Here is a 21,113-nt window from a genome sequence, read left to right as displayed (position 1 = left end):
AATGCGATACATGACAGCAGGTGAGAGTCACGGGCCAGAAGAAGTGGCAATTATTGAAGGGATTCCCTCAGGACTAAACTTAACGAGCGATATGATTGACCAGGAGTTGGCTCGTAGACAGCATGCATACGGTCGCGGCCAACGACAGGTGATTGAAACCGACACTGTTTCGATTTTGTCAGGAGTGCGTCACCAAAAGACGCTGGGGTCACCAATCACGCTAAACGTGCATAACGATGACCACAACCACTGGACGAAAATTATGGATCCTAACACACCAGCGACCGCTGAAAATTCGATGCGTAAAGTAATGCGTCCTCGACCAGGTCACGCAGACTTAGTCGGAGGTATTAAATACCGGCATCAGGCTGATTTACGCAACGTGTTGGAACGGTCATCGGCACGTGAGACAGTGATGCGTGTTGCGGTTGGCGCCGTAGCGAAAGCTGTGTTACGGGAAATTGGGGTTGATGTCCACGGCTTTGTTCGTAATGTTGGTCCAGCAAAGAGCGATTTGAGTCGGTTGACAGATTTCAAATCACTTGATGAGCTACGCGCGGTGACGGAAAGCTTCCCGACGCGCGCCTTGGATGCTTCGGGGGATGAAGAGATGCAAACCGTTATCGACAAAACCAAACGTGACGCGAACACTGTTGGCGGAACGGTACAAGTGATGGCAACTGGGATGCCAGTTGGACTGGGGTCATACGTGGCAGCTACCGAAAAGTTAGATGCTAAAATTGCCCGCGCGATTGTTAGTATCAACGCGTTTAAAGGCGTCGACTTCGGTGGTGGCTTTGACAATGCCGAAAAGTTCGGTGATGAAGTGATGGATGAGATTTTTTGGGATGCCGAAAACGGGTTTACGCGTGGGACTAATAATCTTGGTGGTTTTGAAGGTGGTATGACTACGGGTGGTGTGATTGTTGTGCGTGGGGTTGTTAAGCCAATTCCAACGCTTTACCGTCCTATGCAAAGTGTTGATATCGACACGCATGAAAACCATCGTGCTTCAATTGAACGATCAGATACAACCGCTGTTACAGCGGCTGCAGTAATTGCTGAAGCGATGGTTGCCATTGAATTAGCACAAGCAGTGCTAGATAAGTTTGATGCCGATAATATTGACCGTCTAAAAGAGCAAGTTGCGATTTACCGCGAGGAAGTTCGGTCGTTTTAACCACACCAACAAACGTTCCCGTTTTGTTTGGATGCAAGAGAACAGTTGTGATTTTTACCCAGTTTTTACGTCTTTTTGCAGTCGTCCTTTCCGATATGTTAACCTGTGTTTGTACACGAATATAGAGAAAATCAAAGGAGGAAACAACAATGATTTTGACTGGTACGAAGGCATGGGCTAAGGCAGTGCTGAAGGATGCAGGTATCAAGCGAGTGATGGTCGACAAGCGTAGTACGCGCTTAGCCAATGCATCACTATCGGTGTTATACCGTGAAATTAATCGTCGTGGCTTGAACTAAGCACGATGCGCTTGATAATTTCGTAAAAACTGAATAGATATTGAAGCAGTGTCCTGTACTAGGCCCCGTCAAGTTGACGGTGGAAATAATATAAAATTTAACTAGGCGCTCGCACCGCCGTAAATGGCCATATTCCGGAATTCTTCCGGGGTATGGCCATTTATAGTTTCCGAACGTCGAATCAAGTTGAAGTAATCAATTCCTGCTTTGATTGCCTTAACTGCTTCCTTGAATGTGAAACTGTGTTGCTTATCCCACCATTCGACTTTGAAGTCATTCCAAAACTTCTCCATGATGGCGTTGTCGTATGGTGTTCCCGGGCGAGACATACTGCGATGAGCGTTGTGTCGCCTTAGATAGTTTTTGAAAGCACCAGAAGTATACGCTGCGCCACGATCTGAATGCACTAAAACATGTCGTGGATGCCCGCTAATTCGATATGCGCGCTGAAAAGTTTGGACAGCTGCAGCTGAAGTTTCTGTTTCGCTTACGTTAAATGAAAGAACGTACGTACCGTATAAATCAATCACGGCTGAAAGTTTAAGTGTGTGTTCTAGGTTTGCGCCGTAGCGCAATTCAGTCATATCAGTTGCCCACTTCTGATTAGGCGCTAAGGCAGTAAAGTCCTGATTCATCACGTTATCAGTGATGTACATTTCATTTGTCTTAATATGGTTGTGCTTCTTCTCTCGGATATCCGCACGGATACCGGCGATATGCATCAAACGACGAACGCGTTTGTGGTTGATACGTTGAGAAATTTCTTCATCAAGATTGATGTACATCGTCATTCGCTTTACCCCGAGGTTGTGCTTATGAGCTTCATCAAGGCCTCTGATTTTCTCCATCACGAGTTGGTTTAGTTGATCATTCGCCGTTTCAGACCGCCTAAGCCACTTATAATACGCTTGCTTAGATACTTCGGCGGCCTCGGCTAATTGATAAATAGGATATGCCGCTGGATTTTCCTCATGAAGTGCATGCATTGCTTCGTACAACAGCACGTTAGCGACCCGGTTTACAGTTACCTGCCTTTGCTTAGAATCTCTTGTAATTTTTTTGCTAGGTCTAACTTCATCTGTTGGGCCTTTAACTCAGCCTTTAGACGCTTATTCTCAAGAACGAGCTTATCCATTTCTGATAACTCGTCTGCTGTCTTCTTTCGACCACGGCCATCACGCAACGCTTCGAATCCACCAGCTTCAACCTTCAATACCCATGAGCGGACTTGTTGGTAGCTTACTTTAAACTCCTCTGAACTATGGGTGAAGTTGCGGTCGTGTTCGATTGCGTATGTTGCGATTTCAACTCGCTCTTCGAATGTTGTCTTGCGTGATGCCATGGTAACTCTCCTTGTACCTGCGCCTGAAGAACGCAGTTCTTGATTCCCATTATACTTTGAAACCCAATCAGATATTTGACTATCACTACGTAGTTTGAATCGTCGTGTCAATTCTCGTAATGTTCCTTCACCAGACAAGTAAGCTTGCACAACTTTACGCTTAAATTCCTTAGAATATTTTTGATTATCTTGTGATTCGCTAAGCCCCTCCATACCGAAATTAGCGTATAACCGCAACCAGTTATGCAATGCATTCAGCCCGACATTATTCGATAAAGCGAAGGCTCTCATAGATAAAGAAGACTTTTGATACGATTCAATCATCTTCAATTTCTCTTTAGGTGAATATTTTGATCTAGACATAGAAAAATCCCCTAGAAGTTGACGGAAGAAATTTATATTATTTCTTCCGTCAACCTCTAGGGGACTATAGCAGCCGCGTGGTGCTGCTTTTTTTCATGAAAAAAGAGGCTAGGATGAAATTCCTGGCCTCTTTAGCTAATTAATAATTTCCCCAGTAGTTGTGCATGGTGGTTTTACCAACACCAGGGTTAAAACTGTTCGTTGGATCGTTCTTCTTGTAGTGGGCGACCAAGGCAGGTGCTGCTTCGTACAAGTGACCGACATTGTGTTCAGCGGGGTAGATGACACCATGCTTATCTAGCAATGCCAGCATTTCCTTCTTTAACTCGTGTGCATCGACACCTGGCTTCAAAATGTAGTCTTGGTGCATGACGTGGTCGAGGAAGTGGCCGTAGTAGAGCTTGTATTGAATTTTATCTTCAATTTCTTTTGGCAATTCCTCAAACCACTTGAACTCGTTACGTGGCAACGCAATGTCGAGCGGCAAGATTTCAATGTGGTCGTCTTGGAAGACTTCTTCATAACGAATGGCAACGCCAGCTGTGACATAACGGTGCGTCGCAATGCGCTCAGCTTCTTTGTCATCTAGCTCTAGATAATCACCATCTTCTGTCGCAAAGAATTCCTTTAGAAAGGCGCGTGCTTCGTCGATTCCGTCGCCTTCCATCTTCAGTTGCAAGTAGTGGTCGTAACGCTGGCTGTACGCTTCGATACGCTTTGGTAGTTGATTAGGGAAGAGTTGGCCCATGTGTTGCAAAACACGGTCAGGGAAGTATGGCTTGAACGTTGGAATGTGATCCAAGATGCGCTCAGTCGTTGCTTTCATGCCAAATAGATAAGGCAAAACATTGGTACCAAGCGTTTCAATGACAATCAAAGAATCTTTTCCATATTTCTTGGCCATCTCGTAAGCATCTTTATGCATGTACTCACCAGAAACGGGTAGGTGAGTGAACTCTGACAAAATGTGGCGACGCAAACGCTCTAAGACATCTGGATTATTCGTGCCAATGTAGAAGACCTTTGATGCACCTTCCTTAGGAAAGGTGTCCAGACGCACCGCAAAGGCCGCCAGTTTACCAGAAGCACCAGAGACTTCGTACAATTCATTTGGATCGGCATTGTAACGAGTTGGTGTATCTGAGTCGATGTCACGGACACGCGCCTCGTAATCACGATTATGACCAACGCGCGTACGACTGTGTGGCACGTTATCAATGTTGAAGTTGCGGTTTTCTAGATTTGTGATGATTTCCTCAGGCGTATCACCCAAGGCAATGCCTAGGTGGTTAACCAAACGCAGTTCATCATGTTCGTCAATTTGTGCATACAAGGCTTGTTCCGTGTAAGCTGGACCGCGTTGGATTAACGCACCACCTGAATTGTTATTGATGCCACCAATAACTGAGGCACCCAAGTTCGATGATCCGATAACTGAGTGCGGTTCACGTCCGATAGCCTTCAAGGCGTTTTCCAACTTGTACAACGTGGTACCGGGGAAAGCCAAAGCTTCTTCGCCATGATTAATGAGCTGCATCCCCTTGATGCGTGAGCCATTCACCACGACAGCCTGACGATCATAGCCCGGTGCAGGAATTGATCCCTCAGTTAAACTCGTATTCGATGCTTGCATGATGATAATCAGGTCGTTATCATGCAAGACCTTCAAAACTTCCCAAAGTTCCATTAGTGTGCCAGGTAAGACAACTGCCAAGGCATCCCCGCGACCTGAGCGATAACCTTTGCGATAACGCAATGACTTATCAGGTGACGTAATCACGTGTGACTTACCGACAATTGCGCGTAATGCTTCTACTGTATTCAAAATGATTCCCCCTTATATTTGATTACATATTCATTATGCGCTTTTTAGCTGGGGATAGTGTACATAAATATATGCCAATTGGCTAAAAAATGAAGACAAAAGACGCCGGTAATCATTCCTGACTACCGGCGTCTTTTAGAGTCGTGTATTACATGGCTTATTCCATGCATTAACGTAACTATAGCAAAATGCGCCGAGCAAGTCTAGATAATAGTTGTCCTCAAAACGGGTACAATTCAATCAGAAACAAACCATAATTAATTTGTTATGATTAAGGTAATAAAAACTACGGAGAATAGATTGATGAGCTATGAAATTCCATCTCCAGCTGACGTGCGAAACGAGCTAGAGAAGCGCCGTAAGGAACGTGAAAAGTCACCGTTGGTCAAGGTTGCGTTGCACATCACGAATACGTATTTGACGGAGATGGCGATTGAGCTAGCCGTTAAGAAGATGATGTCACGTGCTGAAAACGTGCTGGTTAACCCGTTGTTGTCAGAAGCTGTGGCTGAATTGCTTGATGAGCCAAAGTACTTCTCCGCTGAACAAATTGAAAAGATTCGCGAAGAAATTCGCGCTGACGCCAAGGTTGATAACCCACGTGAAGTGTTGCAACAAATTGAAGAATTGTTGCGCGCTGACATGCGCTCATGGTTTGCCTTTAAGCGCCAACTGCAAGAAACGTTTGAAGAAGCCGGTTATGCCACAGAGGGCACGACTGACATGAAGATCATCCACCCCGAGTTGATGATTGAAAAGTTTACATTGATTTAATGCTAAAAGGCACGTCACCCGATTATTGGGCGACGTGCCTTTTTAGCTAAAGCGAACCGGAATTGTTTGCCCGGTAAAGCGTTCGAATTTTTGAACCGTGATTTGATGGAGCACCTGACGAATTTCTTCAATTTCAGCCAACGTCGGACTGGCCTTCAGGTAGAGGTGTCGTTGGTTGTTAGATAAGTGCGTGTTGGAAATGACCAAGTCGGCAGAGTCTGGTGTATCAAAACTCAAAATAATATTTAATGCCGGCATGTTGTTCATTAACTGAGCCAAGCGACGCCCAAGTGCGGCATTATCGACGAATTCCAAGTCAACCGTGATAATGGGCAAAACTTCTTCTTGCGGCAAGCGCGTGATGAACGTATTGAAGTAATCCTCGAATAATGTATTTTGCAAGGTGTCATGTGGAATGTTCGTCTCAGTCGCGATGGCTTGGATGAGATGCTGGGTCAGTTGCGCATACACTGGAAATTGTGAGATGGCTTCATCTACGTTTGGCTCCGGTCGAAGTGCACTGTGGAAGTAGACTAAGCGTAAATTGGTTGTGTATAAATCATGCTGAATGGCGTCGATTAATTTATGCGTCATCAGATAAGCGTTTCCGAAGAAAGCCGGTAGCTCACGGGCGATGATATCCGAGACGACACTGAACAAGAGGCGCGTTTCAATCGGCATATACGTTTCAAAGTGTTCTTTGCGTGCGAAACCAAAGGCGTAGAGGGCACTCAAGGCAAAACGCGCTTCATACCCGGCTTCAATGTCAGACAGACCTAATGACTGCGTTAAGTGTTCACGCATGCGGTTAAGAAATAAACGCGTTGTTGCGGGTAAATCGGTTGTCTCATCAAGCACTGGCGCCGAATCGCTGGGCGTAATGATGTGTTGGTGAGTCATTCGGACGTACCAAATGCCCAGCTGGAATTCCACAATCAAGCTGATGGCGGGTGAAATTGGATTGGGACTGGTTGTTTTTAAGTAGGCCCAAGTTGTTTGTGCCCATTCAATGGCTGCCGCTGGGAGGGGGTTGCTTTGGAGTGTATAGTAATCAAACAAGATTCGGAAGAAGAAGTAACGAACCTCTTTTTCATTGCCAATTAATATGAAAGAATCGTTAATCTGAATATGATAGGGTTGCAAATCTTGTTGCAGTTCTTGTAATAGCTCGCGGACATATGGCGTTGAAAAATCGTGTTGCACCGCAAAGTCAGCAACGGTTTCAAACGTGCCAAATAATAAGGCCATTAGTAGATGATATTTTGGCGCACGGTTCAGGTACTGTAGACGTAACTCGTCAAACAGCATACTGTGCCCTGGTCGCACAATGAAGTGTTGGCGCGCACCATCAAACGAAACCAATTCGTGTTGATCTAGTTGTGCCAAGTCATCAGCTAGGGCTTGCCCGTAGTTCATGACAAGGTACTTTGACCAACCGAGGTCGTTAATGACTTGCTTGATGGGGACCATCGGAAATGGTTGCCTCATCAGGTAGTTTTTGAGCGTTAATTTATCGCGTTCTTTTTTCTGTAGTAGCCAGTCCACAAGTTTGTTCCTCCGCAAACACAAAAAGGCAGTGCTGACAATGCCTTTTACTCGTTCAGTTAGTTTAGGTTATACCGCAATGTGGTGGGTAAGTGCAAGTTGCTCTAACACTTGGTGATAAATTTGATCATAATCATCCAGTGCATAACCAATGTTTCGGACAGAACTCTTCGTATAGTTCTGGGCAGCAATGGCAATTGCGAAATCGTGTGCGATTTGTTCATTCGTGTGTGGCATAGTATTTGTCTCCCTGTGAATATCTGTTCTTAGTATAGAAAAGGCAACCACAACAACAAAAAATGGTTTTTCCGTTTTCGAAAATCTCATTTTTGTCCTCGCTAGGGTTGATGGTTAGACTGAGACACAGACTTTACGAAAGCGAGTTATGTTTACATGACAACGGGAAAACCGGTTACCAGCATTTTTAACGCTGGCTTTATTAGTATTACAGCCATCAATTTTATTGTTTATCTTGTTTACTATCTATTGATGGTCATTATTGCAGTCGTGGTGCACACGAATTTGCACGCCAACCTAGCACAGGCGGGATTGGCTTCAGGTATTTATGTTATTGGGACATTGATTGCGCGTCTTATTATTGGACAACAGCTCGACATTATTGGTCGCAAGCAATCATTACGTTTTGGGGCATTGATATATTTAGTCTCAACGTTGGCGTACTTGATCATTCCGAATATCGGGGTCATGTTCGTTGTCCGTTTGGTGAATGGGTTTGCCTATGGGATGACGTCAACCGCGACGAATGCCATTGTGACGGATTACATCCCTGAAGATAAAAAGGGATTGGGTATCAACTTCTATGGGTTGAGTACGTCATTGGCTGCGGCGATTGGTCCGTTTGTGGGGATGATTTTGTTGAACCTCACGAATTTCCGTTTCATTGTGATTGTGTCATCAGTTTTGATTTTATTGACGACGATTGCAACGTTGCTTTTGCCAATCCACAATTTGGCTTTGACGTCTGAACGTAAGGCTGAATTACGCCATATGACGTTTGATAATTTGATTGAGCGTAAGGCTTTGTTCATTGCTGGTATTGGCTTCTTGATGGGCTTCTCATACTCATCAGTTTTGTCGTTCTTGTCTTCATACGCCAAGACAATTCACTTGGTAAGTATCAGCTCATTCTTTTTCGTCGTATACGCTTTGGTCATTACGTTTACGCGACCAATGGCAGGTCGCATCTTTGACAAACGTGGTGAGGATTATGTCATGTATCCAGCCTATGCTTCATTGGCAGCGGGACTAGTGTTACTTGGGGTGACGCATTCCGGCTTTATGTTGTTGCTGTCAGGGGCCTTTATCGGTTTGGGTTATGGAACCTTTATGTCAAACGGTCAAGCGGTGGCTTTGAAGCTGGCACCAAACGCGCTTCGCGTTGGTGTGTCATTGTCAACGTACTTTATCGGGCTTGATTTGGGAATCGGTGTTGGTCCGTTTGTGTTGGGGGATGTCGAAAAGCTATTGAACTTCCGCGAGCTTTATTTGTTGGCTGCAGTCATTCCAGTTATTGCGGGTTTGTTGTATTACAAGTTTTATCATCACGAGCAAGATGTTGCGCCAAAGATTGATGGGGCTGCGCAACACTAATGTAATCGGTTACACCTTTTTTGAACCAGTTGAAAGACAGGGCGGTATACTGAAAGTGTAAATTTCATTTGCACTTATTCAATTTAATCAAAGAAGGTAATCACAGATGGCTTATCAAGGTAGTACAAAAGAAGAGGCTTTGAACATTATCGATTTGCCACGCTTGCGAGCAGCAGTCCAACGTGACACAGAGGCGGGTGCATTTGGCTATGTCGACGGAGGATCGTCTGATGAACAAGTGTTGCACGACAACGAAACGGCTTTCCGCCACTATCAACTTATTCCGCGCATGCTCCAAAACATCAGTGCGCCTGACCTATCAACAACATTATTAGATATTCCGCTATCAATGCCCGTGATTGCCGCGCCAATTGCTGCTCACGGTTTGATGCATGAAAATGGGGAACGCGTAACGGTCAGGGGTGTTGGCGCCGCTGGTACAATTTTCAGCTTGTCAACGTACGGTAACTCACGTATTGCGGATGTCGCTGCATCATCACCCGACACGTCGAAGTTTTTCCAACTATACATGTCTCGCGATGACGAGTTTAATCAATATTTGTTGGACGAAGCTGTTCAGAATGGCTACAAGGCAATTATTTTAACTGCTGATGCGACGTTGGGTGGATATCGTGAGGCAGATATCATCAATAACTTTGCTTTCCCATTGCCAATGGAAAATCTAGCTGCCTTCTCAAATGCGGCCGGTTCTGGTGAAGGATTGGGAATTTCTGAAATTTATGCCCGCGCCAAGCAAGATCTTGCTTTGTCTGATATTACCAAGGTTAAGCAGATGGCTAATGGCTTGCCAGTGTTCGTGAAGGGCATTCAAGATCCCGATGATGCGCTAGCTGCCATTGCGGCGGGTGCCGATGGTATCTGGGTATCAAACCACGGTGGTCGTGAATTGAACGGCGCACCGGCTTCAATCGATACATTGGCGGCTGTTGCTAAGGCAGTTAACCACCGTGTTCCAGTCGTATTTGATTCTGGCATTCGTCGTGGGGAGGACGTTGCCAAGGCTATTGCACTAGGTGCCGATGTGGTCGCACTCGGACGTCCAATGCTTTGGGGCTTGAATCAAGGTGGTGCAGCTGGCGTGCAGTCAGTTTATGAGCACTTGGCCGAAGAACTAAAGATTGTGATGCAATTGACTGGTTCTCACACGGTTGCTGAGTTGCAACATGCCAAGATTATTGATGCGAAGTTTTAAATAGATAAAAACGGACCGAATCACGATGATTCGGTCCGTTTTTGCTTACTTGGCATAGTGTGCTAGTTGCTTGTTAAGTTGTAGATGCAATCGTTCAACTGTATCTGGGCTAACGAGCTGAAATGGGATGCCGTCTGAAATGACTGCTTCATCCATCATAATCCAGGTCCAGGTTTCGCCGGCGATAATCTGCGCGTCGTGATTATAAGTGAACACGATGATGGGTTGTGTTGTCCCTTCGTAAACATCGATGGCGATTGTATCGTCATTGACGCTAGCGGCAGACGCAAGATATTGGTGAATTGCGTCGGTAGTATTTGACGCATCGGTGATGAAATGACCGTGGCCGAATGCCTGGCGCACAACGTTGATTGCAGCTAGAACAAGTTGATCTGTTTGCATAGTAATGGCTCCAATGTTTTTTAATGCCTTCATTCTATCACGGTATGTCGTAACGCAAGTGGCTCCGGGTCGCTTTGGCGCATTATTATCAATTTTTTCTTCGATATTTAAAAATCTTGGGTTGACTTTAAGATTACAATTTGATGTTTTTTCAGAAAATAAAACAAAATACTGTTATAATTACCTTTAGTAAGGGAAATTAACTGATTAGTGTATTGAAGTGATGATATGTGGTTATATCGTCCTTCATTTTTTTACGCTAATCAGAAAAAAGTTTGTATGATGATGAAGTAATGGGCGCGTATAATGCGTTGTTGATTGTTTCAAAATTGTGGAAATGATTGAGAGATGATTGAGGAGAAGGTGTCACATGGCAAAGACAACGAAACTTTGCTTTCAGAGTATATTATCGATAATTGGTGTCATGATGTTTCTAGCGGTAGCGCCTAAAAACGTGAAGGCTGATGATACACCACGCTTCCAGGTACAGGTGCTAAATGCGTCAGCGTCTGAATCGAAGGCAGTGACTAAGGCCGAAACGTTGTGGACGATTGCATTGCAAAATCCACAAATGTTTACGGGTACACCGGAAACACCAAATGTCACAACAATTACAATTTCATTTGATAACGACCAAAATGTCGCCGGGAATGGGAAATCGCAGCAAGTCGCCGCTGACGTATTGGGTGAAACGGCTGATGTGCAAGGTGTGAAACAAATTTTGATTCACACAAAAGGGATCCAGGAAGATTATGATTTAACATCGTATTCGACTGAGGGAAGCTTTTTAACGAGTGTATTGGCACACGAGATTGGCCACGCAATGGGCTTGCAACACAATGTGCAAGATAAGAATGACTTAATGTACCCAGTGAATCTAGGTCCTATTCAGGCGATTTCACAATGGGATGCGAGTCATTTGCCATGGCAAGTTGATGAAAGTGCCTTACAACAGTTAGGAACGAAAAAGTCTGTTCTTTCTGAAAAAATGATGGTGCAACAAACTTCTATGTTCCAAGCCCGCGTTTCACACCTACCAATCGTTTTTTGGACAATGTTTATTGGACTAGCGGTTGCGGTGCTGTTGGTTATTGCACGTGTCGTTGTTTGGCATCGCCATGTTGTTAAGCAGATGCGACAGATGGCGTATGCTACTGAGGTGAAAGAGTAAGAGTATGGCATTAAATGTGGTTGTGTCTAATAAGAGAGCATATCGTAAGACGCTAAAAGAAAAAGTTGACAGAAGAGGTACCCAGACAATGGGTATTATCCTTCTATATGTGGTAACGAGCATTTTTGACATGTTTGTTCAACCTGATTCACAATTTTGGATGACGCTGTCGTTGGCAGTTTTAACAACGGCTATCTTGGTGTCAGTGTCACGAGTTGTGTAAACCGTGTTTTTGCGAGGGATTGCAAAAGGGTTGTTAGGAAACTTACCATTAATATTTTTAATCGTCGCGTGGGTCTTTAAGGCAGTGGCACTTAGCTACACAATTCGATAAATTAAGACGAAAGGGGCGTCTAATATGAATAAGAAAAATAAAAAAATGCTACTTGTAACAATTGCTAGCTTATCTATGCTTGGCGCAACAGTTGCAACGCAAACTGACCCAGTTGCGGCATCACCTTATTTGCCGGATCAAGGATTGGAAACGGTTCGTAATTCTAAGCAAATCGTGATTAACCTGGTTGATGCAGCTGGTAAAACAGTTACATGGACCAAGGCAGATGGCACGAACGGTGGTTCATCGATTGAATACTATCAAGATGGTGATGTGCCTGGACTGACCGCTATTGATTTGCCAGACGGTTTGGTTGCGCAGTTGGCACTATCACCTGACCAAGGTCGGATTTATAAGGTAAGCGATGGCAAGTTTTACGTGGATGCGTCCAAGATTTCTAGTTCAGTGGGACATTTCACCTTGAATGTTACCGAAGGCTCAGATGCAGAAACTGACGATGTATCAAGTAGTGAACCGGCTGAACCAACTGAACCAACTGAACCAACCAAGCCTGTGGAGCCAACTGAACCTGAGTACGTTACGCCAGAAGCAGTTGTGCCAAATGAACCAGTTGTCGCGCCAGCGGCGCCACATTCTGGTGCTTTGGTGCCAGATCAGGCGCCAAGCGTCTCTTCTGAGGCGACTATTGCACCAACAGTGAGCGCAACGCCACAGACGTCAAGCATCACTAAGCCGGTTTTGACTAAGGCTGTCAATAGCGTGAGCGTTGAGCCGAGTGTAATTGCAACGGTTGCTTCAGCAACTAGCGTCGCGCCTGTTATTACAAAAGTCGCATCAGCTACAGCAATGCCGGTAGTTACAACGCCAATTGCAAAAACGGTTAACGCAGTTGTCCAGGCAAGTGTGCCGACTGCCGTAACACCTGATTCGGTTGCACAGTCTGCATCAGAACCAGAGGGTAAGACGCCTACACAAGCGCAAGCAGTTAAGAGCGCTGACTTGATTAGTTCAATTGGTGATTTGCCAAAAGCATCAGTATGGACTGATAAGGCACGCACTTTCTCAGCTGTCTCAATTGGTATGAGCATGCTGGCAGCAGGCGCGCAATTGTTAATGACAAAATTAGGTTTTATCAAGAGCTTCCTATAAAAAAGTAGAACTAAATCTCCCCACTTTTTTGAGCATCAATTATACTGTTTATGTTGAATGAAAGTTCAGTTGATGATTTTGCGACAAAAGGGGGTAATCACGATGGCATTTGTAATGAGCATGCTAAGTTTATTAGCTGCAATTGTTGCGTACGTTGGTTATGGGGTTAGTCAAAAGACGGTTCGCCGTTCTGAAGAAATCGAACAGGCGACACGCACAGAAAAGCATGAAGTAGTGACATCAAAGTGATGGTATTGTAGTTGCACTTTTCATATAAAAGTGTTATTGTAGATACTGTTAATGAATAAGCTCTTAGTTGAGTGGCCAGGAACGAATTTCCTTGGCCGCTCATTTTTTTAGGGTTTTACCTCTGACATAGATGATTTACGGAACGAAGGGAGGGAAAACATGGCAAACGTTGTAGAAACAGTGCAAGCTGTCCTCACGCCTGAGTTGGCAGACCACGGGTTTGACCTATGGGACGTGATTTATGAAAAGCAAGATTTAGATATGGTCTTGCGTGTGTTGGTTGACCGTCTAGACGGCGCAATTAACATGGATGATTTGGTGATGTTGACTGAATTGATCGGTGAACGTTTGGACCAAATCGAACCAGATCCATTCCCAGAGGCATACCTAATGGATGTCTCATCACCTGGTGCGGAACGTGAACTAAAGCGCCCACAAGACTTCGAGTGGGCACTTGAAAAGTATATTCACGTGAAGTTAAACCAACCGATGGACGGACAAAACGAAATTGACGGTGAATTAACGGCGGTGACTGACGACGAATTAACGTTGGCAATCACAGTTAAGGGAAAGCGCAAGACAATTGCGGTGCCACGCGCCGACATCAAGTCTGCTAACCTAACAATCAGTCAAGAACGCATTTTGACCACCCCTGAAGATTTCGAATGGGCAATGAACAAGATGGTTCGCGTTTCGACGTACCAAAAGATTGATGGTAAGAAAGACTTTGCTGGTGAGTTGACGGCAGTCTCAGATGAGACGTTGACGATTACGATGGATGATGATTCTGAAGTCGAAGTCCCACGCGCTGCAATTGCACAAGCACGTCAAGCAAATAACTTCTAATTTATATGGAGAATCCAAATGAGTAAGGAATTAGTTCAAGCTCTTGACGCTTTGGAGCAAGAAAAGGGTATCAAGGCTGAAGTCTTGGTAGAAGCGATTGAAGAGGCTTTGAAGAAGGCCTACGAAAAGAACTATGACGAATCAGAAAACGTTGAAGTTCAATTCGATCAAAAGAAGGGTAACATCAAGGTTTACTCAGTTAAGACTGTCGTTGAAGAAATTGACGAGCCTTACGAGCAAATTACGTTGGAAGAAGCTTTGGAATTGAACAAGGCTTACGAAATCGGTGATGAAATCCGTTTCGAAGTCACACCTGCTGACTTCGGACGTTTGGCTGCACAAACAGCTAAGCAAATCATCATGCAAAAGGTTCGCGAAGCTGAGCGTGGTGTTGTGTATGACAAGTTCATCGGTTACGAGAACGAAATCATCACAGGAGAAGTTGAGCGTCAAGACTCACGCTTCTTGTACATCATTTTGCCAGGTAACCAAGAGGCTGCCATGAAGCAAGGTGACCAAATGCCAAACGAAACGTACCGTATGGGTGACAAGATCAAGGTCTTGGTGTCACAAGTTCAAAACGAACAACGTGGACCTCAAGTCTTTGTGTCACGTACTCACGCTGACTTGGTAAAGCGTTTGTTTGAAGCTGAAGTGCCAGAAGTCTTCGACGGAACGGTTGAGATTAAGTCAATCGCCCGTGAAGCTGGTGACCGTTCAAAAATTGCGGTTTACTCACACAACAGCAACTTGGATGCCGTTGGTACGATGGTTGGTCAACGCGGTGCGCGTGTGCAAGCCGTTGTTAACGAATTGTCAGGTGAGAACATGGATATTGTTGAATGGACTGAAGATCCAGCCCAATTCATCAAGAATGCTTTGAACCCAGCTGAAGTTGTTGAAGTTATCTTCGACCCAACTAACGACCGTGCCGTTACGGTGTTGGTTCCTGATTACCAATTGTCATTGGCTATTGGTAAGCGTGGACAAAACGCTCGTTTGGCTGCTCGTTTGACGGGCTTCAAGATTGACATCAAGCCTGAAAGCGAACGCGATGCAGTTATTGCTGACATGGCGAACCGCGAAGAAGAAGCCGCTAACGCACCAGTTGTTGAAGCTGATGTTGCGGACGACTTCGAGGAAACTGACGAAGCCTAAGGAGGTGTGCTCATGAAGCCACGTAAGATTCCAATGCGAAAAGACATCGTGACTGGTGAAATGGTACCAAAGAAGGAACTCGTGCGCGTCGTACGCACCCCCGAGGGTAACGTTGAGCTTGATCCAACCAACCGTGCGAATGGTCGCGGGGCCTACATCTCATTGTCAGTAGAAGTTGCTGAGATGGCGAAGAAGAAGCGCACGTTTGACCGTGTGTTTGAAACGAAGCTTGATGACAGCTTTTATGATGAGTTGATTGCCTACGTTGATCACCAAGCAGCACGTAAGGAATTGTTCGGCGATGCAAAATAAGCAAAAGCTATTAAATCTCCTTGGCCTAGCGCGCCGTGCTGGTAAGCTAGTAACGGGTGAGGACATGGTACTTGGTGCTATTCGTAACGGGAAAGCCAGTTTGGTTTTCTTTGCAAACGATGGCGGTGCAAGTAGCATGAAGAAATTTACAGATAAAACAAACAGCTATAACGTGCCATTTACAACCGCTTTGACACGTCAAGAATTAGCTGATGCAACCGGATTAGCGCGAACAGTACTTGCTGTTGCAGATCGCGGATTTGCTAAAAAGATGCGGGAATATCTAGAAAACTAGGGAGGATGACACATGACCAAGCGCATTTACGAATTGGCGAAGGAATTGAATGTTTCATCAAAGGACTTGGTGTCAGCAGCTGAAAAGGCTGGTATGGACGTTAAGAACCACATGTCAACGATTGACGATAACGCTGTGAAGACGTTGACGAACGCTGTAAAGCCAGCTGCTAAGCCAGCGCCAAAGGCCGAAAAGAAGGCTGAGGCACCTAAGAAGCCTGCGCAAAACGCGCAAGCTGCTCCTAAGGCTGCACAAAACAACGGTGGTAACAACCAAAACCGTAACAACAACCAAGGAAACCAAAACCGTTCAAACAACAACGGTAACGGTAACCAAGGTGGTAACCGTAACAACAATAACAACCGCAACAACAACCGCGGTGGTAACAACAACGGTCGCCCAAACAACAACTGGAACGGTAACAACCGTAACAACAAGAAGGGCAAGAAGGGGCCAGGACGTAACCGTAACAACGAGAACCGTCCAGCACCTACTGTACGTAAGGACCAACCATTGCCAGAGACTTTGGTTTACTCAGTTGGTATGAACGTACAAGATATTGCTAAGTTGATTCACCGTGATGCAACGGAAATCATCAAGAAGTTGTTCATGTTGGGTGTAATGGTTAACCAAAACCAATCATTGGATGCTGACACAATCGAAATCTTGGCTGCCGATTACGGTATTGAAGCTGAGCAAAAGGTTGAAGTCGACATCGCCGACATCGACAAGTTCTTCGAAGAAGAGCAAGAGAACACTGAAAACTTGGCACCACGCGCCCCAGTCGTTACGATCATGGGACACGTTGACCACGGTAAGACGACCTTGCTTGACTACTTGCGTAACTCACACGTTACGGAAGGTGAAGCTGGTGGAATCACGCAACACATCGGTGCTTACCAAGTTAAGACTGATGAAGGTCGTGTGATTACGTTCTTGGACACGCCTGGACACGCGGCCTTTACGGCTATGCGTGCGCGTGGAGCTGATATCACTGATATCACGATCTTGGTTGTGGCTGCCGATGACGGTGTTATGCCACAAACAATCGAAGCTATTAACCACGCCAAGGCTGCTGGAACGCCAATCATCGTTGCGGTTAACAAGATTGATAAGCCTGGTGCAAACCCAGAAAACGTTATCAACCAATTGATGCAATACGAGTTGATTCCAGAAGAGTACGGTGGTGACACCATCTTCGTTAATATCTCAGCTAAGTTTGGACAAAACATCGACGAATTGTTGGAGATGATCTTGTTGACGGCTGATGTGATGGACTTGCAAGCTAACCCTGACCAACGTGCCGCTGGTTCAGTTATCGAAGCTCGTTTGGACAAGGGTCGTGGAACGATTGCCACGGTCTTGGTTCAACAAGGAACGATGCGCGTCGGTGACCCAATTGTTGTGGGTAACACTTACGGACGTGTGCGTACGATGACGAACGACCGCGGTCGTCGTGTGAAGGAAGCTGTTCCTTCAACACCAGTTGAAATTACTGGTTTGAACGATGTGCCATCAGCTGGTGACCGTTTCGTTGTCTTTGAAGACGAAAAGACGGCCCGTGCTGCTGGTGAAGAGCGTGCAAAGCGTGCTTTGATTGCCGAGCGTAACCGTAACAACGTTGTTTCAGTTTCAGACTTGTTTAACAAGATGGCTGAAAAGCAAATGAAGTCAGTGCCTGTTATCATCAAGGCCGACGTGCAAGGTTCTGTTGAAGCCTTGGCTGGTTCATTCCGTAAGATTGACGTTGACGGTGTTAAGGTTGATATCTTGCACACGGCCGTTGGTGCGATTAACGAATCTGACGTAACGTTGGCTGAAGCATCTGGTGCTATCATCATCGGATTTAACGTTCGTCCTACGCCACAAGCTAAGCAACAAGCTGATGCTGACAAGGTTGATATTCGTTTGCACAACGTTATCTATAACGCTATCGACGAAATCGAAGCTGCTATGAAGGGTCAATTGGATCCAGAATTCCGCGAAGAAATCGTTGGTACGGCTGACGTTCGTGAATTGTTCAAGGTTTCAAAGATCGGTACGATCGTTGGTGGAATGGTAACGTCAGGAAAGATTACGCGTAACTCATCAGTTCGTTTGATCCGTGATGGTATCGTTATCTACGATGGTAAGTTGGCTTCATTGCGTCGCTTTAAGGATGACGTTAAGGAAGTTAAGAACGGTTACGACTTCGGTTTGACGATTGAAAACTACAACGACGAGAAGATTGGTGACGTGATCGAAGCCTACGAAATGGTTGAGATTCCTCGCTAATTCCCTCAGGAAATGGAGAGCTAAGAATGGCACAACAAAATTTCCGTGTTGGACGTCTTGAACAAGAAATCCAACGTGAAGTGAACGATTTGTTGCTTAAGCGCATCCGCGACCCACGTGTTGAAGGTGTGACGGTTACTGGTGTTGAAGTTACCGGTGACTTGCAACAAGCAAAGATTTACTACAGTGTCTTGTCTGAGTTGGCATCTGTTAATCAAAAGGCAGCTGCTGGTTTGGAAGCTGCAACTGGCTTGATTCGTAAGGAATTGGGTTCACGCTTGCAAATCTACAAGACACCAGAATTGAAGTTCGTTAAGGACGAATCTGTCCAATATGGTAACAAGATTGATGATTTGATTCGTCAATTGCACCAAAACGACTAATATTTAGAGAATGGCGACCTGTGATGGGTCGCTATTTTCATACATAGACTAAATGAGAATTGAGGACTGAATCATGGATGGTATTTTGCCAGTTTACAAAGAGACCGGAATGACGTCACACGATGTGGTGTTTAAGCTCCGCAAGATTTTGCACATGAAGAAGATTGGGCACGCAGGTACGCTTGATCCCTCTGTTGATGGTGTTTTGCCAGTAGCTTTGGGTAAGGCAACGAAAACAATCGAATTTCTGCAAGAGTCAGGTAAGATTTACACTGGTGAAGTGACCTTCGGCTTTGCGACAACCACGGAAGACTTGGATGGTGAAGTGGTTGAATCACAACCATTGACGCGTCCGTTCACCGATGAAGAAATTGCTGATGCAATGGCTAAGCTAACGGGTGACATTATTCAAATTCCACCAATGTTTTCTGCAGTTAAGGTGAATGGTAAGCGTCTTTATGAGTATGCACGTGCTGGTGAAACAGTTGAGCGACCAGAACGTCATGCGACTATCTATCGTTTTGAACGTACTTCTGATACGACATTCGATGCCGAGAATGGGACGCAAAAGTTTACGTTTGTGGCTGAAGTTTCTAAGGGAACTTATATCCGTACGTTGGCCGTTGATTTGGGTAAGACATTGGGCGTGCCAGCGGTTATGAGCCAATTAACACGTCAAAAGGCGGGTGGCTATGACTTGTCACAAGCCCACAGTTTGGCCGACATCCAAGCGATGATGGACGAGAGTGGTAATGTAGATGCTTGGTTGCAACCATTGGGTAGCGCGGTTGCTCATTATCCACATGTGGCAATCACTGATGAACAATGGGCAAAGGTAAAGAATGGTATCGGATTGCCAAAGAATGTGCATGAACCAATTGATGAGAAGATTGTGATTACCCACGATGGTGATGTGAAATCAGTCTTTGAGTGGCGTGAGGATAAGGGGCAATACCGCCCATTCCGAACATTTTCAATTGAATAATCTTTTAACGAGTTCACGTTTTTTACGCGGACTCGTTTTTTTGTGTAGGATAAGGGCTCATGTTAAAAATATTCATATTTAGCCAGTATTCTACTTGTAAGAATAATTGATATTATTGGGGGATAATATGATGGAAAAGACAAAAGTTGTCATTTTGGGGGCTGGTTATGCCGGCTTGATGGCGTTGCGTCAGTTGCAAAAGCGTGGCGACGCCTCATTTTTGGAGATTACGCTAGTTGATCGCAACCCATACCACTACGAAGCAACAGACTTGCATGAAGTTGCAGCAGGTGCATTGGATGCCGACCGAATCACGTATCCAATTGATCACGTTGTTGATGATAAGATGACGTATTTTGTGGAAGATACGGTGACGAAAATCGATAAGCAAGCACGTCGGGTCGAATTGGCTAACCATGATGCATTGTCATATGATTACTTGATTGTTGGGCTGGGATTCGAGTCAGAAGACTTCGGTATTCCAGGCGTGCAAGAAAACGCGTTGGCAATGGATTCAGTTGAATCAGCGCAACGTATTTATCAACATATTGAAGACGAAATGCATGCTTACCGCGAAGATAACGACCCACGCCACTTGCATATTGTGGTAGCCGGAGCTGGTTTTACAGGTGTTGAATTGTTGGGAGCTTTGTCTGAGCAACGAGATAAGTATGCTGAAATTGCGGGAGCTGCGCCAAACCAAATTCAAATTATGGCGGTTGACGGCGCCCAACGTCCGTTAAGTGTCTTCTCAGAAAAGTTGGTTAACTACGGGATTGACGTTTTGCGTGGACGCGGGGCAGTAATTGAGTCTGGTAAGGGGATTGATTCTGTTGAACCGGGCGTATTGAAGTACTCAGATCGTCAAACGGGTGTGCCAGGCGAAGTGGTCGCCGGCACGATTATCTGGACGACCGGTGTCCGTGGTTCACACGTGATGGCCGATTCGGGTTACACGGGAAAGCGAAACCGTAATTCAGTGAACCGTTACTTGCAAGATCCGGAAGACAGTCATGTTTACTTGGTCGGTGACGTCGCCACAGCGATTGATCCAGAGAGTGAGCAACTATTGCCAACAACAGCCCAATTGGCCTTGGTGATGGGTGAAATTGCCGCTAAGAACGTGATTGCAGACATTACGGATTACGAATTGACGGAGTTTAGTTATAAGTCATTGGGAACGGTTTGCTCAATTGGTAATACCAGCGCCATTGGTGTCGTGGGTACTGATCACGAGGTCAAGGGATACCCAGCTTCAATGTTGAAGAAGGTTATCATGAACAAGTCGTTGATGGAAACTGGTGGGATGAAGGAAGTCCTATCAAAGGGTCGTTTTGATTTGTATCACTAAAAATGTGTAAAGAACTAACTTAGTGCGCTAGGTTAGTTCTTTTTGTTTGCTTATTATTTGTGCGTGATTTACAATTTAACTAATGAAAGCG

The 21,113-nt window shown here is 45.3% G+C and carries 23 protein-coding genes; 17 read left to right on the top strand and 6 right to left on the bottom strand.

Annotation, left to right across the window (positions count from 1 at the left end):
* The first annotated feature begins 1 nt into the window (after position 1).
* A complete protein-coding gene (aroC, locus tag OIT45_RS12365) occupies positions 2-1,180 on the top strand; it encodes a chorismate synthase (RefSeq protein WP_199404912.1) in 1,179 nt (392 codons plus the stop codon).
* A gap of 149 nt (positions 1,181-1,329) precedes the next feature.
* Entirely contained in the window at positions 1,330-1,479 is a 150-nt protein-coding gene (locus OIT45_RS12360; RefSeq protein ID WP_199404911.1) for a hypothetical protein, read from the top strand.
* A gap of 101 nt (positions 1,480-1,580) precedes the next feature.
* On the opposite strand, the gene OIT45_RS12355 is transcribed toward OIT45_RS12360, so the two are convergent.
* From OIT45_RS12355 to dld, 3 genes are all read right to left on the bottom strand, one after another.
* Entirely contained in the window at positions 1,581-2,483 is a 903-nt protein-coding gene (locus OIT45_RS12355) for an IS3 family transposase (RefSeq protein WP_264330023.1), read from the bottom strand.
* A gap of 20 nt (positions 2,484-2,503) precedes the next feature.
* Positions 2,504-3,184, bottom strand: coding sequence for a transposase (locus tag OIT45_RS12350; protein ID WP_264330024.1), 681 nt, complete (start codon positions 3,182-3,184; stop codon positions 2,504-2,506).
* 139 nt (positions 3,185-3,323) lie between these two features.
* Positions 3,324-5,009 (bottom strand): D-lactate dehydrogenase, encoded by a 1,686-nt coding sequence (dld, locus tag OIT45_RS12345; RefSeq protein WP_199404459.1) that lies wholly within the window; start codon positions 5,007-5,009, stop codon positions 3,324-3,326.
* A gap of 303 nt (positions 5,010-5,312) precedes the next feature.
* Here dld and OIT45_RS12340 point away from each other — a divergent pair, with 303 nt between their 5' ends.
* Positions 5,313-5,783: a hypothetical protein gene (locus tag OIT45_RS12340; protein ID WP_003607934.1), complete on the top strand. Its 471-nt coding sequence runs from the start codon at positions 5,313-5,315 to the stop codon at positions 5,781-5,783.
* Positions 5,784-5,825: 42 nt separating this feature from the next.
* On the opposite strand, the gene OIT45_RS12335 is transcribed toward OIT45_RS12340, so the two are convergent.
* On the bottom strand, positions 5,826-7,253 hold the full coding sequence (locus tag OIT45_RS12335; RefSeq protein WP_242458279.1) for a helix-turn-helix domain-containing protein: 1,428 nt from the start codon (positions 7,251-7,253) through the stop codon (positions 5,826-5,828).
* Between the two features lie 144 nt (positions 7,254-7,397).
* Positions 7,398-7,565: a hypothetical protein gene (locus OIT45_RS12330; RefSeq protein ID WP_003607932.1), complete on the bottom strand. Its 168-nt coding sequence runs from the start codon at positions 7,563-7,565 to the stop codon at positions 7,398-7,400.
* A gap of 156 nt (positions 7,566-7,721) precedes the next feature.
* On the opposite strand from OIT45_RS12330, the gene OIT45_RS12325 reads away from it, so the two are divergent.
* Both OIT45_RS12325 and OIT45_RS12320 read left to right on the top strand, forming a co-directional pair.
* Positions 7,722-8,939: an MFS transporter gene (locus tag OIT45_RS12325; protein ID WP_199404461.1), complete on the top strand. Its 1,218-nt coding sequence runs from the start codon at positions 7,722-7,724 to the stop codon at positions 8,937-8,939.
* A gap of 106 nt (positions 8,940-9,045) precedes the next feature.
* Positions 9,046-10,152, top strand: coding sequence for an alpha-hydroxy-acid oxidizing protein (locus tag OIT45_RS12320; RefSeq protein WP_199404462.1), 1,107 nt, complete (start codon positions 9,046-9,048; stop codon positions 10,150-10,152).
* A 45-nt stretch (positions 10,153-10,197) separates the two neighbouring features.
* On the opposite strand, the gene OIT45_RS12315 is transcribed toward OIT45_RS12320, so the two are convergent.
* Positions 10,198-10,554, bottom strand: a complete 357-nt coding sequence (locus OIT45_RS12315; RefSeq protein WP_071707324.1) for a hypothetical protein — start codon at positions 10,552-10,554, stop codon at positions 10,198-10,200.
* Positions 10,555-10,924: 370 nt separating this feature from the next.
* Here OIT45_RS12315 and OIT45_RS12310 point away from each other — a divergent pair, with 370 nt between their 5' ends.
* The 12 genes from OIT45_RS12310 to OIT45_RS12255 all read left to right on the top strand — a co-directional run bounded on the left by OIT45_RS12310 (position 10,925) and on the right by OIT45_RS12255 (position 21,022).
* Positions 10,925-11,725 (top strand): matrixin family metalloprotease, encoded by an 801-nt coding sequence (locus tag OIT45_RS12310; protein ID WP_199404463.1) that lies wholly within the window; start codon positions 10,925-10,927, stop codon positions 11,723-11,725.
* Between the two features lie 88 nt (positions 11,726-11,813).
* On the top strand, positions 11,814-11,948 hold the full coding sequence (locus OIT45_RS12305) for a hypothetical protein (RefSeq protein ID WP_264330316.1): 135 nt from the start codon (positions 11,814-11,816) through the stop codon (positions 11,946-11,948).
* Positions 11,949-12,083: 135 nt separating this feature from the next.
* Positions 12,084-13,169 (top strand): hypothetical protein, encoded by a 1,086-nt coding sequence (locus OIT45_RS12300; RefSeq protein WP_199404464.1) that lies wholly within the window; start codon positions 12,084-12,086, stop codon positions 13,167-13,169.
* A 102-nt stretch (positions 13,170-13,271) separates the two neighbouring features.
* Positions 13,272-13,418, top strand: coding sequence for a hypothetical protein (locus tag OIT45_RS12295; RefSeq protein ID WP_199404465.1), 147 nt, complete (start codon positions 13,272-13,274; stop codon positions 13,416-13,418).
* A gap of 159 nt (positions 13,419-13,577) precedes the next feature.
* Positions 13,578-14,264 (top strand): ribosome maturation factor RimP, encoded by a 687-nt coding sequence (locus tag OIT45_RS12290; RefSeq protein WP_264330315.1) that lies wholly within the window; start codon positions 13,578-13,580, stop codon positions 14,262-14,264.
* Positions 14,265-14,282: 18 nt separating this feature from the next.
* On the top strand, positions 14,283-15,422 hold the full coding sequence (nusA, locus tag OIT45_RS12285) for a transcription termination factor NusA (RefSeq protein ID WP_003607922.1): 1,140 nt from the start codon (positions 14,283-14,285) through the stop codon (positions 15,420-15,422).
* A gap of 12 nt (positions 15,423-15,434) precedes the next feature.
* Positions 15,435-15,734 carry an RNase P modulator RnpM gene (gene rnpM, locus OIT45_RS12280; RefSeq protein WP_003607921.1) on the top strand — a complete coding sequence of 100 codons (300 nt, stop codon included), beginning with the start codon at positions 15,435-15,437 and terminating at the stop codon, positions 15,732-15,734.
* Complete coding sequence (locus OIT45_RS12275) at positions 15,724-16,029, top strand: YlxQ-related RNA-binding protein (RefSeq protein WP_003607920.1); 306 nt, start codon at positions 15,724-15,726, stop codon at positions 16,027-16,029. Before rnpM ends, OIT45_RS12275 begins: the two co-directional genes overlap by 11 nt.
* A 12-nt stretch (positions 16,030-16,041) precedes the next feature.
* Positions 16,042-18,303: a translation initiation factor IF-2 gene (infB, locus tag OIT45_RS12270; RefSeq protein ID WP_056973417.1), complete on the top strand. Its 2,262-nt coding sequence runs from the start codon at positions 16,042-16,044 to the stop codon at positions 18,301-18,303.
* Between the two features lie 26 nt (positions 18,304-18,329).
* Complete coding sequence (gene rbfA, locus OIT45_RS12265) at positions 18,330-18,686, top strand: 30S ribosome-binding factor RbfA (RefSeq protein ID WP_003607916.1); 357 nt, start codon at positions 18,330-18,332, stop codon at positions 18,684-18,686.
* A gap of 73 nt (positions 18,687-18,759) precedes the next feature.
* On the top strand, positions 18,760-19,671 hold the full coding sequence (truB, locus tag OIT45_RS12260; protein ID WP_071707316.1) for a tRNA pseudouridine(55) synthase TruB: 912 nt from the start codon (positions 18,760-18,762) through the stop codon (positions 19,669-19,671).
* A 130-nt stretch (positions 19,672-19,801) separates the two neighbouring features.
* The gene (locus OIT45_RS12255) at positions 19,802-21,022 is read left to right on the top strand and encodes an NAD(P)/FAD-dependent oxidoreductase (protein ID WP_199404474.1); all 1,221 of its coding nucleotides are present in this window, start codon (positions 19,802-19,804) and stop codon (positions 21,020-21,022) included.
* Positions 21,023-21,113: the final 91 nt, after the last annotated feature.

The organism is Weissella sp. LMG 11983 (assembly GCF_025908495.1).
Classification (GTDB): Bacteria; Bacillota; Bacilli; order Lactobacillales; family Lactobacillaceae; genus Weissella; species Weissella fermenti.
Note: the sequence above shows the minus strand (reverse complement) of the source record. Positions and strands in the feature narration are given on the sequence as shown.

What these genes read in the sequence shown, in the direction of transcription:
- aroC (WP_199404912.1), top strand. Translation starts at nt 2, where the DNA reads ATGCGATACATGACAGCAGGTGAGAGTCACGGGCCAGAAGAAGTGGCA.
- OIT45_RS12360 (WP_199404911.1), top strand. Translation starts at nt 1,330, where the DNA reads ATGATTTTGACTGGTACGAAGGCATGGGCTAAGGCAGTGCTGAAGGAT.
- OIT45_RS12350 (WP_264330024.1), bottom strand. Translation starts at nt 3,184, where the DNA reads ATGTCTAGATCAAAATATTCACCTAAAGAGAAATTGAAGATGATTGAA.
- OIT45_RS12340 (WP_003607934.1), top strand. Translation starts at nt 5,313, where the DNA reads ATGAGCTATGAAATTCCATCTCCAGCTGACGTGCGAAACGAGCTAGAG.
- OIT45_RS12335 (WP_242458279.1), bottom strand. Translation starts at nt 7,253, where the DNA reads ATGGTCCCCATCAAGCAAGTCATTAACGACCTCGGTTGGTCAAAGTAC.
- OIT45_RS12330 (WP_003607932.1), bottom strand. Translation starts at nt 7,565, where the DNA reads ATGCCACACACGAATGAACAAATCGCACACGATTTCGCAATTGCCATT.
- OIT45_RS12325 (WP_199404461.1), top strand. Translation starts at nt 7,722, where the DNA reads ATGACAACGGGAAAACCGGTTACCAGCATTTTTAACGCTGGCTTTATT.
- OIT45_RS12320 (WP_199404462.1), top strand. Translation starts at nt 9,046, where the DNA reads ATGGCTTATCAAGGTAGTACAAAAGAAGAGGCTTTGAACATTATCGAT.
- OIT45_RS12315 (WP_071707324.1), bottom strand. Translation starts at nt 10,554, where the DNA reads ATGCAAACAGATCAACTTGTTCTAGCTGCAATCAACGTTGTGCGCCAG.
- OIT45_RS12310 (WP_199404463.1), top strand. Translation starts at nt 10,925, where the DNA reads ATGGCAAAGACAACGAAACTTTGCTTTCAGAGTATATTATCGATAATT.
- OIT45_RS12305 (WP_264330316.1), top strand. Translation starts at nt 11,814, where the DNA reads ATGGGTATTATCCTTCTATATGTGGTAACGAGCATTTTTGACATGTTT.
- OIT45_RS12300 (WP_199404464.1), top strand. Translation starts at nt 12,084, where the DNA reads ATGAATAAGAAAAATAAAAAAATGCTACTTGTAACAATTGCTAGCTTA.
- OIT45_RS12295 (WP_199404465.1), top strand. Translation starts at nt 13,272, where the DNA reads ATGGCATTTGTAATGAGCATGCTAAGTTTATTAGCTGCAATTGTTGCG.
- OIT45_RS12290 (WP_264330315.1), top strand. Translation starts at nt 13,578, where the DNA reads ATGGCAAACGTTGTAGAAACAGTGCAAGCTGTCCTCACGCCTGAGTTG.
- nusA (WP_003607922.1), top strand. Translation starts at nt 14,283, where the DNA reads ATGAGTAAGGAATTAGTTCAAGCTCTTGACGCTTTGGAGCAAGAAAAG.
- rnpM (WP_003607921.1), top strand. Translation starts at nt 15,435, where the DNA reads ATGAAGCCACGTAAGATTCCAATGCGAAAAGACATCGTGACTGGTGAA.
- OIT45_RS12275 (WP_003607920.1), top strand. Translation starts at nt 15,724, where the DNA reads ATGCAAAATAAGCAAAAGCTATTAAATCTCCTTGGCCTAGCGCGCCGT.
- infB (WP_056973417.1), top strand. Translation starts at nt 16,042, where the DNA reads ATGACCAAGCGCATTTACGAATTGGCGAAGGAATTGAATGTTTCATCA.
- rbfA (WP_003607916.1), top strand. Translation starts at nt 18,330, where the DNA reads ATGGCACAACAAAATTTCCGTGTTGGACGTCTTGAACAAGAAATCCAA.
- truB (WP_071707316.1), top strand. Translation starts at nt 18,760, where the DNA reads ATGGATGGTATTTTGCCAGTTTACAAAGAGACCGGAATGACGTCACAC.
- OIT45_RS12255 (WP_199404474.1), top strand. Translation starts at nt 19,802, where the DNA reads ATGGAAAAGACAAAAGTTGTCATTTTGGGGGCTGGTTATGCCGGCTTG.